Source organism: gamma proteobacterium symbiont of Axiagastus rosmarus (assembly GCF_059730925.1).
On sequence record NZ_AP035925.1, the window covers coordinates 1,848,985 to 1,863,427 of the forward strand.

The 14,443-nt window shown below is 57.4% G+C and carries 14 protein-coding genes; 9 read left to right on the top strand and 5 right to left on the bottom strand.

Annotated elements, in window-relative coordinates; genetic code table 11:
* Positions 1-58 precede the first annotated feature (58 nt).
* The 4 genes from AC6I8F_RS08545 to ruvB all read left to right on the top strand — a co-directional run bounded on the left by AC6I8F_RS08545 (position 59) and on the right by ruvB (position 3,149).
* Positions 59-802: a YebC/PmpR family DNA-binding transcriptional regulator gene (locus AC6I8F_RS08545; protein ID WP_021509967.1), complete on the top strand. Its 744-nt coding sequence runs from the start codon at positions 59-61 to the stop codon at positions 800-802.
* 37 nt (positions 803-839) lie between these two features.
* Positions 840-1,367 carry a crossover junction endodeoxyribonuclease RuvC gene (gene ruvC, locus AC6I8F_RS08550; protein WP_021509968.1) on the top strand — a complete coding sequence of 176 codons (528 nt, stop codon included), beginning with the start codon at positions 840-842 and terminating at the stop codon, positions 1,365-1,367.
* A gap of 154 nt (positions 1,368-1,521) precedes the next feature.
* Positions 1,522-2,136 (top strand): Holliday junction branch migration protein RuvA, encoded by a 615-nt coding sequence (ruvA, locus tag AC6I8F_RS08555; RefSeq protein WP_021509969.1) that lies wholly within the window; start codon positions 1,522-1,524, stop codon positions 2,134-2,136.
* An 8-nt stretch (positions 2,137-2,144) separates the two neighbouring features.
* Positions 2,145-3,149 (top strand): Holliday junction branch migration DNA helicase RuvB, encoded by a 1,005-nt coding sequence (ruvB, locus tag AC6I8F_RS08560; RefSeq protein WP_021509970.1) that lies wholly within the window; start codon positions 2,145-2,147, stop codon positions 3,147-3,149.
* A 6-nt stretch (positions 3,150-3,155) separates the two neighbouring features.
* Here ruvB and znuB read toward each other — a convergent pair whose 3' ends face one another.
* Positions 3,156-3,941, bottom strand: a complete 786-nt coding sequence (znuB, locus tag AC6I8F_RS08565) for a zinc ABC transporter permease subunit ZnuB (protein WP_021509971.1) — start codon at positions 3,939-3,941, stop codon at positions 3,156-3,158.
* The gene (gene znuC / locus AC6I8F_RS08570) at positions 3,938-4,693 is read right to left on the bottom strand and encodes a zinc ABC transporter ATP-binding protein ZnuC (protein ID WP_058774752.1); all 756 of its coding nucleotides are present in this window, start codon (positions 4,691-4,693) and stop codon (positions 3,938-3,940) included. Before znuC ends, znuB begins: the two co-directional genes overlap by 4 nt.
* A gap of 77 nt (positions 4,694-4,770) precedes the next feature.
* Here znuC and znuA point away from each other — a divergent pair, with 77 nt between their 5' ends.
* The 3 genes from znuA (at position 4,771) to lpxM (ending at position 8,187) form a co-directional block, all read left to right on the top strand.
* On the top strand, positions 4,771-5,742 hold the full coding sequence (gene znuA, locus AC6I8F_RS08575) for a zinc ABC transporter substrate-binding protein ZnuA (protein ID WP_058757511.1): 972 nt from the start codon (positions 4,771-4,773) through the stop codon (positions 5,740-5,742).
* 14 nt (positions 5,743-5,756) lie between these two features.
* Complete coding sequence (mepM, locus tag AC6I8F_RS08580) at positions 5,757-7,085, top strand: murein DD-endopeptidase MepM (RefSeq protein ID WP_031280193.1); 1,329 nt, start codon at positions 5,757-5,759, stop codon at positions 7,083-7,085.
* A gap of 127 nt (positions 7,086-7,212) precedes the next feature.
* Positions 7,213-8,187, top strand: coding sequence for a lauroyl-Kdo(2)-lipid IV(A) myristoyltransferase (gene lpxM, locus AC6I8F_RS08585; protein ID WP_058757512.1), 975 nt, complete (start codon positions 7,213-7,215; stop codon positions 8,185-8,187).
* 44 nt (positions 8,188-8,231) lie between these two features.
* Here the strand turns inward: lpxM and AC6I8F_RS08590 are convergent, their stop codons facing one another.
* The 3 genes from AC6I8F_RS08590 to AC6I8F_RS08600 form a co-directional block, all read right to left on the bottom strand.
* Positions 8,232-9,467 carry an MFS transporter gene (locus AC6I8F_RS08590; protein WP_498028734.1) on the bottom strand — a complete coding sequence of 412 codons (1,236 nt, stop codon included), beginning with the start codon at positions 9,465-9,467 and terminating at the stop codon, positions 8,232-8,234.
* A gap of 92 nt (positions 9,468-9,559) precedes the next feature.
* Positions 9,560-11,002: a pyruvate kinase gene (gene pyk, locus AC6I8F_RS08595; RefSeq protein ID WP_021509977.1), complete on the bottom strand. Its 1,443-nt coding sequence runs from the start codon at positions 11,000-11,002 to the stop codon at positions 9,560-9,562.
* A gap of 107 nt (positions 11,003-11,109) precedes the next feature.
* Positions 11,110-11,979 (bottom strand): MurR/RpiR family transcriptional regulator, encoded by an 870-nt coding sequence (locus AC6I8F_RS08600; protein WP_264239871.1) that lies wholly within the window; start codon positions 11,977-11,979, stop codon positions 11,110-11,112.
* A gap of 373 nt (positions 11,980-12,352) precedes the next feature.
* Here AC6I8F_RS08600 and zwf point away from each other — a divergent pair, with 373 nt between their 5' ends.
* Both zwf and yidI read left to right on the top strand, forming a co-directional pair.
* Positions 12,353-13,828, top strand: coding sequence for a glucose-6-phosphate dehydrogenase (gene zwf / locus AC6I8F_RS08605; protein ID WP_021509979.1), 1,476 nt, complete (start codon positions 12,353-12,355; stop codon positions 13,826-13,828).
* 160 nt (positions 13,829-13,988) lie between these two features.
* Positions 13,989-14,435 carry an inner membrane protein YidI gene (gene yidI / locus AC6I8F_RS08610; protein ID WP_498028735.1) on the top strand — a complete coding sequence of 149 codons (447 nt, stop codon included), beginning with the start codon at positions 13,989-13,991 and terminating at the stop codon, positions 14,433-14,435.
* The last annotated feature ends 8 nt before the right edge of the window (positions 14,436-14,443 follow it).

The window sequence follows — 14,443 nt, forward strand, 5'->3', positions numbered from 1 at the left end:
GGAACAAGATTGCCAGCAAGATAGCCTGCACCCTGTTAAAGATCGGAGAATATGTAAGATGGCTGGACATAGTAAATGGGCGAATACAAAGCACCGCAAAGCGGCTCAGGACGCCAAGCGCGGTAAAATCTTCACCAAAATCATTCGCGAGCTGGTGACAGCGGCCAAGCTGGGCGGTGGCGATGCCGGCTCCAACCCGCGTTTGCGCGCAGCGATGGACAAAGCACTGTCCAACAACATGACGCGTGACACCATGAACCGTGCTATTGCGCGCGGCGTCGGCGGTGAAGATGACAGCAACATGGAAACCATCATCTATGAAGGTTACGGTCCGGGCGGCTCTGCGGTCATGGTGGAGTGTTTGAGTGATAACCGTAACCGTACCGTGGGCGAAGTGCGTCACGCCTTCAGCAAAACCGGCGGTAACCTCGGCACCGACGGTTCGGTCTCTTACCTGTTCAGCAAGAAAGGCGTGATCTCCTTCGCGCCAGGCCAGGACGAAGATGCTGTGATGGAAGCGGCGCTGGAAGCCGGTGCAGAAGACGTCGTGAGCTATGACGATGGCGCGATTGACGTCTTTACCGCGTGGGAAGAGCTGGGCAGCGTGCGCGATGCACTGGAAGCCACTGGTCTGAAAGCCGACAGTGCTGAAGTGTCGATGATTCCATCAACTAAAGCGGAACTGGATGCCGAGACGGCACCTAAACTGCTGCGTCTGATCGACATGCTGGAAGATTGTGATGATGTGCAGGAAGTTTACCATAACGGTGAAATTTCTGATGAGGTAGCGGAAACGCTGTAATGGCGTTACGCCCCCCCCTGCAATACGGAGACGCGCTATGGCGATAATACTCGGGATTGACCCCGGCTCGCGCGTCACCGGCTACGGTGTCATCCGCCAGACCGGCCGCCAGCTCAGCTATCTGGGCAGCGGCTGTATCCGCACTAACGTCACCGATCTGCCTTCCCGCCTCAAACTGATTTACGCTGGCGTCAGCGAAATCATCACCCAGTTCGCGCCGGATTACTTCGCCATTGAGCAGGTGTTTATGGCGAAGAACGCGGATTCGGCGCTCAAGCTGGGGCAGGCGCGTGGCGCGGCGATTGTCGCAGCAGTCAACCTTGATCTGCCGGTGTTTGAGTATGCGGCCCGTCAGGTGAAGCAGACGGTAACCGGCATCGGCAGCGCGGAAAAAAGCCAGGTGCAGCACATGGTGCGCACGCTGCTCAAACTGCCGGCCAATCCGCAGGCGGATGCCGCCGATGCGCTGGCCATCGCCATCACCCATTGCCACGTCAGCCAGAATGCGGCGCGCATGAGCGACAGCAAACTGGTGCTGACGCGCGGACGTTTGCGATCCGGTTAGCAAAAGCGTGGCCATTCAATAGGCTGGATATGCATCCAGCCTTTTTTATGATATACATAGCCGACATTTTACCTCCAGCAGGCGCGCGGTTGAGCGCGGTGTGGCAGGAGGTCGATGATTCAGACGCTTACACATACACTAAGGAATTGCTCAGGTGATTGGTCGTTTACGAGGCATTATTCTGGAAAAACAGCCACCGCTGGTGCTGATTGAGGCGCACGGTGTGGGTTACGAAGTGCACCTGCCAATGACCTGCTTTTACGAGCTGCCGGACATCAACCAGGAAGCGATTATCTTCACCCAGTTTGTGGTGCGGGAAGATGCGCAGCTGCTGTTCGGGTTTAACAGTAAGCAGGAGCGGGCGCTGTTCCGTGAGCTGATCAAAGTCAACGGCGTCGGGCCCAAACTGGCGCTGGCGATTCTATCCGGCATGTCGGCGCAGCAGTTTGTCACGGCGGTGGAGCGCGAAGAGATCGCCTCGCTGGTGAAGCTGCCGGGCGTGGGCAAGAAAACCGCTGAGCGTCTGGTGGTTGAGATGAAAGATCGCTTCAAAGGCATGCACGGCGACCTGTTTGGCGGCGACTCGGCGTTTACCCTGACCACACCGTCGGCACAGCAGGATAACAATGACGCCGAGGCTGAAGCAGTTGCGGCGCTGGTAGCGCTGGGTTATAAACCGCAGGAAGCCAGCCGTATGGTCAGCAAGGTTGGCAAACCAGATGCGGATTGTGAAACCCTGATTCGCGAAGCCCTGCGCGCTGCTATTTGAGGTAATGCATGATTGAAGCCGACCGCCTGGTCTCGGGCAGTTCTTTCACTGAGGAAGAGAGCCTCGACCGCGCTATTCGCCCCAAACTGCTGACGGAATATGTCGGGCAGCCGCAGGTGCGCGAGCAGATGGAGATTTTCATCCAGGCCGCCAAACTGCGCGGCGATGCGCTGGACCACCTGCTGATCTTTGGTCCGCCCGGGCTGGGCAAAACCACGCTGGCCAACATCGTGGCTAATGAGATGGGCGTCAATCTGCGCACCACGTCCGGTCCGGTGCTGGAAAAGGCCGGTGACCTGGCGGCGATGCTCACCAACCTTGAACCGCACGACGTCCTGTTTATCGATGAAATTCATCGCCTGTCGCCGGTAGTTGAAGAGGTGCTGTATCCGGCGATGGAAGATTATCAGCTGGATATCATGATCGGTGACGGACCCGCGGCGCGCTCGATCAAACTGGATTTGCCGCCGTTTACCCTGATTGGCGCTACTACCCGTGCGGGCTCGCTCACCTCACCGCTGCGCGATCGCTTTGGGATCGTGCAGCGCCTGGAATTCTACAATGTGCCGGATCTGCAGCACATCGTCGGACGCAGCGCCGCCTGCCTGGGGCTAACGCTGAGCGAAGAGGGCGCGCTGGAAGTGGCGCGCCGTGCGCGCGGTACGCCGCGTATCGCCAACCGCCTGCTGCGCCGTGTACGTGACTTCGCCGAAGTGCGCGCCAGTGGCAACATGAGTGGCGAAGTCGCCGCCAGCGCACTGGATATGCTCAATGTGGACAATCAGGGCTTCGACTATATGGACCGCAAGCTACTGCTGGCGATTATCGACAAGTTCATGGGCGGTCCGGTGGGGCTGGATAATCTGGCGGCGGCGATTGGTGAGGAGCGTGAAACCATTGAGGACGTTATCGAACCCTTCCTGATCCAGCAGGGCTTTATTCAGCGCACGCCGCGCGGCCGGATGGCCACGCAGCACGCCTATAAGCATTTCGGCATCAGCCGCGAAGAGTAACCGGCGTCACGCCGCCGGTTTTTTTGCCATGCTGATAATGAACAGTACCGCAGCACACAGCACCACCGACGGACCGGCCGGGGTGTCGTAGCTGGCAGAGAAAGTCAGGCCACCGGTGACGGCAATGATGCCGATGAGCACCGCAAAGCCGGCCATCTGTTCTGGCGAACGCGAGAAGCGTCGCGCCGTGGCGGCCGGAATGATCAGCAGTGAAGTAATGATCAGCGCGCCAACAAATTTCATCGCCACACCAATGGTCAGCGCGGTTACCAGCATCAGCATCAGGCGGGTACGCTGAATGTTTACGCCGTCCACCTGCGCCAGCTCCGGACTGATGGTCATCGACAGCAGCGAACGCCATTGCCACGCCATCACCACCAGCACGATTGCCACGCCGCCCGCCATCAGCGACAAATCATCCGGGGTGATCGCCAGCAAATCGCCAAACAGATAGGCCATCAAATCAACGCGCACGCCCTGCATCAGACTGACCACCACCAGACCCAGCGACAGCGCGCTGTGCGCCATAATCCCTAACAGCGTATCGATCGCCAGATGCGGGCGTCGCTCCAGCCACACCAGCCCGAGCGCCAGGCACACTGTCACCAGAATCACCGCATAATAGGGGTTCACGTTGAGCAGCAGACCAAACGCCACGCCGAGCAGAGAGGCGTGGGCGAGGGTATCACCGAAATAGGACATGCGGCGCCAGACGACAAAAGAGCCGAGCGGACCGGCCGCCAGGGCCAGCAATACGCCGCCCAGCCAGCCGGGTAATAACAGTTCAATCATGACGGGCCGTTTCCTTTGCGCAGAACAATGCGTCCCTGTAAATCGTGACGGTGATTATGGTGATGGCGGTAGATCGCCAGCTGCTGTGCGCCGCGCGGGCCAAACATGGCGATAAATTCCGGATGCTGCGAGACGGCTTCCGGCGTGCCGGAACAGCAGATGTGATGGTTGAGGCACAGCACTTCGTCGGTCTTTGCCATCACCAGATGCAGGTCGTGCGACACCATCAGCACGCCGCAGTTGAGCTCGCGTCGCAGTTGATCGATCAAATCGTAGAGCGCCACCTGGCCGTTAACATCCACGCCCTGCGTCGGTTCGTCCAGCACCAGCAGCTGCGGCTGGTTGAGCAGGGCGCGCGCCAGCAGCACGCGCTGCGTTTCACCACCAGACAGTTTTTGCAGCGGTGACTGCAGCAGATGGCCGGCCTGCACCCGCTTCAGCGCCGGCAAAATATCATCACGGCGACTGCCGCGCGTCAGACGCATAAAGCGCTCAACGCTGATCGGCAGCGTCGGATCGATGTGCAGCTTTTGCGGCACATAGCCAATACGCAGCCCCGGCGCGCGGCGGACGCTGCCGCTGTCTGGCGTGAGCAGGCCGAGTACCGTGCGCACCAGCGTGGACTTGCCGGCTCCGTTGGGACCCAGCAGGGTGAGAATTTTGCCCGGCTGCAGCGACAGGCTGATGCCTGCCAGCACCGCACGCTGGCCAAACTTCACCGAAATGTTTTCGAGTGTAACAAGTGACGACATGATATTTACGGGTTGCATTGAATTTCGAATGTTATAATATCACATTCCATCACCTGGTCACGATGGAATGACGCATTATGTTACACAATAAAAAGCGCCTGGCTTTTACCCTTTCTGCGGCGACGTTAAGCCTCGCCACCACGTTTTCCGCGCAGTCTGCGGTGGTGGCTTCAATCAAGCCTCTCGGATTTATCGCAGCCGCCATTGCCGATGGCATTACGCCGGTTGAAGTATTGCTGCCGGACGGTGCCTCAGAGCACGATTATGCCTTACGGCCATCCGATGTAAAACGTATTAAAAACGCTGACTTAGTAGTATGGACCGGTCCGGAGATGGAAGCCTTTCTGACGAAGTCCGCCGGAGAGTTACCAGCCAGTAAAAACCTTGAAATTGCCGCCTTGCCTGGCGTAAAACCGCTATTGATTAGCGGTGGTGAAGATGAGGACGAACATGAGCACGGTCACGATCACGACCATGACTCAGACAATTCTGAGAACCAGGACCCGTCTCATACTCATCATCACCACGGCGAGTTTAATATGCACCTGTGGATGTCGCCGGAGATTGCGAAACAATCTGCTGTTGCAATCCACGGAAAATTATTGGAACTTATGCCGCAAAGCAAAGCCAAACTTGACGCCAACCTGCAGCAGTTTGAGGCACAATTGGCGGACACAGACAAACGGATTGGCGCACAACTCGCGCCGGTACGGAACAAGGGTTATTTCGTTTTTCACGACGCTTACAGCTACTTTGAGAAACATTACGGTTTATCACCATTAGGTCATTTTACCGTCAATCCTGAGATCCAGCCGGGCGCCCAGCGTTTACATCAAATACGAACACAGTTGGTTGAGCAGAAAGCAGTCTGCGTTTTTGCTGAACCACAATTCAGGCCGGCGGTCATCGATGCCGTGTCTCGCGGAACCAGCGTGCGTAAAGGCACCCTCGACCCGTTAGGCATGGGAATCAGCTTAACCAAAGACAGCTACGTGAAATTCCTCTCACAGCTGTCAAGCCAGTATGCGAGCTGCCTGAATGGAGCATAGAGGAATAGGTAAAAGTGCAGCAGATAGCCCGCTCTGTCGCCCTCGCATTTAATAATTTGCCGCGCCCCCACCGCGTTATGCTGGGGTCACTCACCGTTGTTACACTGGCCGTCGCTGTCTGGCGGCCTTACGTCTATCATCCCCGCGATGTTGCGCCCATCGTGAAAGACATCACGCTGGACAAAAACGAACTGCGCACGCTGCTGCCGGAAGCCAGTGAACCGATCGATCAAACCACGGCGGAACCGGAAGACGAGATCCCGTCGGATGACATCGACAAAGACGTACCGGTCAATCCCGATCAGCATGACTACACCGTTTCCTCGGGCGATACGCTGAGCAGCGCGCTTAATCAGTACGGTATCGATCTCGGTGACATCAACGCGCTGGTCAGCAGCGACAAGAGTTTGCGTAATCTGCGCGTGGGGCAGCAACTAAGCTGGACGCTGGATGCCGATGGCGCGCTGCAGGATTTCACCTGGGAGATCGATCGGCGTGAAACCCGCACCTATGCGCGTCAGCCGAACGGTAGCTTTAAGATGCAGCAGGAGATGCAGAAAGGTGAATGGCAGAACAGCGTCCTGAAAGGCGAAGTGCGCGGCAGTTTCGCCGCCAGCGCCCAGCGCGCCGGCCTGACCAGCGCCGAAACCAGCAGCGTGATTAAAGCCATGCAGTGGCAGATGGATTTCCGCAAACTGCGCGCCGGCGATGACTTTAGCGTACTGATGTCGCGCGAGATGCTGGACGGTAAAAGTGCGCAGAGTCAGCTGCTCGGCGTGCGCCTGCGCACCGGCGGTAAAGATTACTACGCGTTCCGCGCGGAAGACGGCAAGTTCTACGACCGCAACGGCTCCGGTCTTGCGCGGGGCTTCATGCGCTTCCCGACGGTGAAACAGTACCGCGTCTCGTCAAACTTCAATCCGCGCCGTCTCAATCCGGTAACCGGGCGCATTGCGCCGCACAAAGGCGTCGATTTTGCGCTGCCGATTGGTACGCCTGTACTGGCCGTCGGCGATGGCGAAGTGGTGATCGCGAAAAACGGCGGAGCCGCCGGTAACTACGTCGCGATCCGTCACGGTCGCCAGTACATGACCCGCTACATGCATCTGAGCAAAGCGCTGGTGAAACCGGGACAGAAAGTGAAACGCGGCGATCGCATCGCGCTTTCCGGTAACACCGGTCGCTCCACCGGACCGCATCTGCATTATGAAGTGTGGATCAACAACCAGGCGGTCAACCCGCTGACGGCGAAGCTGCCGCGCATGGAAGGGCTGACTGGTAAAGATCGCAGCACTTATCTGGCGCAGGTGAAGAGTTATCTGCCACAGCTGACGCTGAAATAACGTTAATTTCCGGGCAAACGCGCAAAAACCGACGGATTCTTCGTCGGTTTTTTGCTATCTGGCCTGTGAAGATTGCAAAATTACCTGCCGTCACTATTATTGAGCCGTCATTGTCAGAGGCGAGTGCATGGAAACCCGAAAAAAAAATAACAGTGAGTTTATTCCCGTTTTTCAACGTTCTTTTTTAAAGCCGAAATACTGGGGCAGCTGGCTGGCGATTGGTGCGCTGGCCGGTATGGCGATGCTGCCGGCCAGGGTGCGCGATCCGGTGCTGGGCGGGCTGGGTAAGTTTGCCGGCAAGCTGGCGAAAAGTGCGCGCCGCCGTGCGCTGATCAATCTCTATTATTGCCTGCCGGAGCTCAGCGAAGCGCAGCGCGAAGAGATTGCTGATCGTATGTTTGCCACCGCGCCGCAGGCGATGGTGATGATGGCCGAGCTGGGGATGCGTAATCCTGAACGCGTGCGCCAGCGCGTTGAGTGGCACGGCCGCGAGATCATTACGGCGCTGCAGGAGAATCATGAGAACGTGATTTTCCTCGTGCCGCACGGCTGGGGCGTGGATATTCCGGCGATGCTACTGGCCTCGGAAGGCCAGATGATGGCGGCGATGTTCCACAATCAAAGCGATCCGCTGATGGATTATATCTGGAACACCGTCCGTCGCCGTTTCGGCGGCCGCATGCACGCGCGCAACGACGGCATCAAACCGTTTATCGCCTCGGTGCGTCAGGGCTATTACGGCTACTATCTGCCGGACCAGGACCACGGTGCTGAGCACAGCGAGTTTGTCGATTTCTTTGCTACCTATAAAGCGACATTGCCGGCGGTCGGGCGTCTGATGAAAGTGTGCCGCGCGCGCGTAGTGCCGCTGTTCCCGGTGTATAACAGCGCGACGCACAAGCTGGAGATTTATGTGCGCCCGCCGATGGACGATTTGCTGGATGCCGATGACACCACGCTGGCGCGGCGCATGAACGAAGAGGTGGAAATCTTCGTGCGCCCGCATCCGGAGCAGTACACATGGATTCTCAAACTGCTGAAGACGCGTAAAGAAGGGGATATCGAGCCTTACGCGCGTAAGGATTTGTACCCGCGTAAATAGCTAACGCGTGCTGAACCGTGCCGCCCGGCACGGTTCGTCATCACTCATTCGACGCTTGTCAGGCGACTGCGCCGCTTACGCTCGCGCAGGAACAGCGTCACCAGGCCAAACCACAACACGCCGGCGACGAAGTTAATTGCGCTGAACCACGGCGTACCGCCGCTGAAATAACCGCTTTTCGCCACTTCAATCCCTGCCGCCAGCGTCAGAATGCTGATCATCCCCAGCATAGCGGCGATGCTGCCTTTGCCTTCGCTGCTGGAATAGAGCGTCAACCGGTACAGCCCGGCGTTGACCATCCCGGCACCAAACGCATACAGGCTAAGGCCGGCGGTGAGCAGCAGGTAACTGTGGCTGTTGAGCAGGTTCGCCACCAGCGCGATGCTCAGGCCGAGCAGAATCGGCCAGGCGGCAAATTTTACCGGTTGCTCGATGGCCACGCGTCCCGCCAGTTTACCCAGCGTCAGGTTACCGGCGATCATCGCCAGAAACACCGGTAATTGCAGCAATGCATACTGCAGGCGGGATAAGCCCTCTTTATGCATCAGAATCACCGGCGACAGCGCCACCCAGGTAAGAATCGGGATGAACACCAGGCCGATAGCGAAGGAGCCGTACATCACCTGCTTATCGCGCGCCAGCCGTCCGTAGCCGCGCGCCAGGTTTGGTAATGCAATGGAGTGGCTGCGATCGCCGGCGGTTTCCGGCATGATGCGCCACAGCACCACAAACGCCAGCAGGCTGCAAACCGCAAACAGCCAGAACATGCTGCGCCATTCGCCCACCGTGAGCCAGGCGGCACCGGCCAGCGGACCCGCCAGCGGTGCCAGCAGCGCCACGTTAGCCATCAGCGCCATCATGCGCACAGCTAACGCCTCGTCAAACGCCTCCTGCACTGCGGCATAGCTTACTGCGCCAATGAAGCACAGGCTGATGCCCTGGATAAAACGCAGCGTAACGAACTGCTCGATGTTGCTCACCCAGGTGGTGAGAACACAGGCGGCGGCAAAGAACAGAATGCCGAACAGCAACACCGGACGCCGGCCATATTTATCCGACAGCGGACCGAGCAGCCACTGCAGCACCACGCCGCCCATCAGATAGGCAGTGAGTGAGGTGGATACCCATTCCGGACCGACGTTAAACTCGGCGGTGACCAGCAGCATGCCGGGCTGAATCATGTCATGGGCGATGTAGGTCGCGAACTCAAACAGCACCAGCGCGAGCGGAAACAGCAGCACGCGCCCGGTGAGTTGACTGATGGGTTGATAGCGGGCCATCTGGCCTCCTTGTCAGTGAAAAATAAAACGCGACTGCCAGGCAGTCGCGTTTGTCCATGTTGTTACAGCCGCTGTCAGGAGGTGCGTAAAACTCAGTCTACGCGCAGGACACGGCTGGTGTTGGTGGTGCCGGTGGTCGCCATCACGTCGCCCTGGGTGACAATCACCAGATCGCCGGAGACGAGGAACCCTTTGTCGCGCAGCAGATTAACTGCATCGTGCGCGGCGGCGACACCATCGTTGTTGCTGTCAAAGAACACCGGCGTCACGCCACGGTACAGCGCGGTCAGGTTCAGGGTACGTTCATGACGTGACATTGCGAAGATCGGCAGACCGGAAGTGATGCGCGACGTCATCAGTGCGGTACGGCCAGATTCGGTCATGGTAATGATGGCCGACACGCCCTGCAAATGGTTAGCGGCGTACATCGCCGACATGGCAATCGCTTCTTCGATGTTGTCGAACTGCACGTCCAGGCGGTGTTTGGATACGTTCACGCTTGGAATTTTTTCCGCGCCGAGACACACCTTCGCCATCGCTGACACGGTTTCCGCCGGATACTGACCGGCCGCCGTTTCCGCCGACAGCATCACCGCATCGGTGCCGTCCAGCACGGCGTTTGCCACATCCATCACTTCCGCGCGGGTCGGCATCGGATTGGTGATCATCGACTCCATCATCTGGGTAGCAGTAATGATGGTGCGGTTCAGCTGACGCGCACGACGAATCAATGCTTTCTGAATGCCCACCAGCTCCGGATCGCCAATTTCCACGCCGAGATCGCCACGCGCCACCATCACCACGTCAGAGGCGAGGATGATGTCATCCATCGCTTCCTGCGTTGCCACCGCTTCGGCGCGCTCCACTTTGGCCACCAGTTTGGCGTCGCAGCCGGCATCGCGTGCCAGACGGCGCGCGTAGTTCATGTCTTCGCCGTTACGCGGGAAGGAGACCGCCAGATAGTCGACGCCAATTTTCGCCGCGGTAATGATATCCAGCTTATCTTTTTCGGTCAGCGCTTCAGCCGACAAACCGCCGCCGAGCTTGTTGATGCCTTTATTGTTGGAGAGCGGGCCGCCGACAGTCACTTCGGTGAAGACTTTCACCCCCTGAACTTCCAGCACCTTCAGCTGCACACGACCGTCGTCCAGCAGCAGGATATCGCCCGGAACCACATCTTCCGGCAGGCCTTTATAGTCGATACCGACTTTCTCTTTGTCGCCTTCGCCTTTGCTCAGGTTGGCATCCAGCAGGAAGCGGTCACCGACATTGAGGAAAACTTTGCCTTCTTTGAAGGTTGATACGCGAATTTTAGGGCCTTGCAGATCGCCAAGAATGGCGACGTGGCGACCGAGTTTGGCCGCAATCTGCCGCACTTTATCGGCGCGCAGTTGATGATCTTCCGGGGTGCCGTGGGAGAAATTGAGTCGCACAACGTTAGCGCCTGCCGCGATGATTTTTTCGAGGTTGTTGTCGCGATCGGTGGCGGGGCCGAGGGTTGTAACGATCTTGGTTCTTCTGAGACGTCTGGACATGAAGGACTCCGTTGACAAAGTATCGTGTCGATCACAAGTGACACGCAATGGTCACTCATTCTATATGATCGAGGGGCTGTGATTCGACTCACATTGTGAATGTGATGTTAATTATTTTGCTGTGCACGTGATTCCGGTGCCGGCTTTTCGAGGCGCGACGCTTTCAGCGCCTCTTTTACCCGTTTGAGATTCTCGCGGAAAGCGGTACCGCGCTCCAGGGTAAAACCGGTTGCCAGCACGTCAACCACGGTGAGCTGCGCCAGGCGGGAAACCATCGGCAGATAGATGTCGGTATCTTCCGGTACATCCAGCGTCAGCGCCAGCGTGGCTTCATCTGCCAGCGGCGATCCGGGCGAGGTGATAGCCAGCACGGTGGAAGCGTTTACACGCGCCAGGCGAGCCAGTTCTATCATATTTTTGGTGCGGCCAGTATGCGATATCAGAACAAACACGTCATTTGGTCCACTATTTATGCAACTCATGCGCTGGATCACAATATCCTCGGACCAGATGACCGGCAGATTAAAACGCAGAAATTTATTGGTGGCATCATGCGCCACCACCGCCGAGGCGCCAAGACCAAAGAAGGCTACTTTATGCGCCTGTGACAATGCCTGCACCGCCTGAGCCACCACCTGCATATCCAGTTGCTGACGCACGCGGCTGAGTCCCGCCAGCGCGGAATCAAAAATCTTGTGGCTGTAGCGTTCTACGCTGTCATTTTCTTCGACATCGAGACTGACCCAGCTCGGTCCTTTGGCCAGACTCTGTGCCAGCTGCAGCTTGAAATCGGGAAAGCCGCGCGTGCCCATGCGGTGACAGAAGCGGTTCACCGTCGGTTCGCTGACCTGGGCCGCCTGTGCCAGCGTGGCAATGCTCGAGTGCATCGCCTGCTGCGGCGCGGCCAGAATCTGTTCTGCCACTTTGCGTTCTGATTTGCTCAGCGCGGCCAGCTGCGCCTGTATTTGATCCAGCATGTTGTTAACCCGATGACCATCAATCACTTTTTTGCGTTCACCCGTGCGTGAAATCGCTGCCAATTATGCGGAATATACCGTGTAATAGCCTGACGTACGCAGCGGCGGACAAATGTAACCGCGCTTTTTTTGTCATACTTTGATCGCTGCCGGGTTTTCGCCCGACAAACATCGAAACAGAAAAAGGCGCGTTAGCGCACTTCGCAACACGTTAAATGCGCCCCGGCGGTGCAGGATTATCACCTGTAACCGACCGCAGCCGGGTTGTCCTGGCGCGGTGAAAAAAGTACATTGTGCTGTAAGAAAATTACAATAAGGACCCGGCAGGATGAGGACGCTCAGGCCGGGTATATCCTGCAACGAGGAGAGGAAAATGGCGGTAACACAAACAGCCCAGGCATGCGATCTGGTGATTTTCGGTGCCAAAGGCGATCTTGCACGCCGGAAACTGTTGCCTTCACTGTATCAGCTGGAGAAAGCCGGTCAGATTCACGATACCACGCGCATTATTGGCGTGGGTCGCGCGGAGTGGGACAAAGAGGCCTACACCAAAGTGGTGCGTGAAGCGCTGGAAACCTTCATGAAGGAGAAGATTGACGAAGCGCTGTGGGACAAACTCAGCGGCCGTCTCGACTTCTGCAACCTCGACGTTAACGACACCTCGCACTTCTCGAAACTGGGCAAGATGCTGGATCAGAAAAACCGCGTCACCATCAACTACTTTGCCATGCCGCCGAGCACCTTTGGCGCCATCTGTGAAGGCCTGGGCGCCGCTAAACTCAACGCCAAACCGGCGCGCGTGGTAATGGAGAAGCCGCTTGGCACCTCACTGGAGACCTCGCAGGAGATTAACGACAGCGTCGGTAAATTCTTCGATGAAAGCCAGGTGTTCCGTATCGACCATTATCTCGGTAAAGAGACGGTGCTCAACCTGCTGGCGCTGCGTTTTGCCAACTCGATTTTCGTCAATAACTGGGACAACCGCACCATCGACCACGTGCAGATCACCGTGGCGGAAGAGGTGGGTATCGAAGGCCGCTGGGGTTACTTCGACAAAGCCGGCCAGATGCGTGACATGATCCAGAACCACCTGCTGCAGATCCTGACCATGATCGCCATGTCGCCGCCGTCCGATCTCAGCGCTGACGCGATTCGTGATGAGAAGGTGAAAGTGCTGCGCTCGCTGCGCCGCATCGACCAGACCAACGTGCGCGAGAAAACCGTACGCGGTCAGTACACTGCCGGTTTTGTGCAGGGCAAAAAAGTGCCGGGCTACCTGGAAGAAGAGGGGGCTAACAAGCAGAGCAGCACCGAAACCTTCGTTGCCATCCGCGTGGATATCGATAACTGGCGCTGGGCGGGCGTGCCTTTCTACCTGCGCACCGGTAAGCGTCTGCCGACCAAGTGCTCAGAAGTGGTGGTGTACTTCAAAAATCCGGAGATGAACCTGTTTAAGGACTCTTACGCCGAGCTGCCGCAGAACAAGCTGACGATTCGTCTGCAGCCGGACGAAGGCGTGGATATTGAGATCCTCAACAAGGTGCCGGGTCTCGATCACAAGCATAAGCTGCAGACCACCAAACTGGATCTGAGCTACTCCGAAACCTTCAATCAGTCGCATCTGGCGGATGCCTACGAGCGTCTGCTGCTGGAAACCATGCGTGGCATTCAGGCGCTGTTTGTGCGCCGCGATGAAGTTGAAGCGGCGTGGACCTATGTCGATTCGATTATTGAAGCGTGGAATGCGGATGGCGACGCCTCCAAACCGTATCAGGCCGGCACCTGGGGCCCGGTGGCGTCGGTAGCGATGATCACCCGCGACGGCCGTTCGTGGAACGAGTTTGAATAACCGGTCCTGCATCGCTGACTGAGAAGTTTATATTTACGCCCCTGCGCTGTTCGCCAGGGGCGTTTTGTTTTCAGTCAGCAGGGTTTATCCTGGTCGCCATTAATGGCAACCCTACAGAATGGTGCGCAATGATGCGCAAATGATAATGCTAAGGAAACGTATGGAAACGCTATTGCGCAATAAATGGAGTTCTGTCGGTATGCTGCTGGGGGCCATAGCATTCATGCTGGTTGCAGTTCACTTTACTATCGGCCCGTTCCAACATCGTCCCTCAATTGAGCAGGTGGTAGCAGAACAGGTTGCCGCAGTGAAGAAAGGTGTTCTTGCCGGACTAAAAGGGGAGAACGTGCAAAGTTCTACACCGAAAACCAGCAAGATGGACATCGATGGGCTGCTTACCATTACGGATGTTGTGCTGGCGGCTATTGCCCTGCTGCTGGCCGCGTTTGGTGGTATGCGCAAAGAGAGCCGCTGGAGTGTTTACGGCGCGCTGTTTTTCGCAGGTGCCTCTCTGACGTTCCATACCATCGTGGCTGGTATGGCTCTGGTCAGTGCACTGGTGTTTTTATTAATTGTTTTAGCTGTTGTCTCACTGGTGCTGGGTTAAAACTGCAG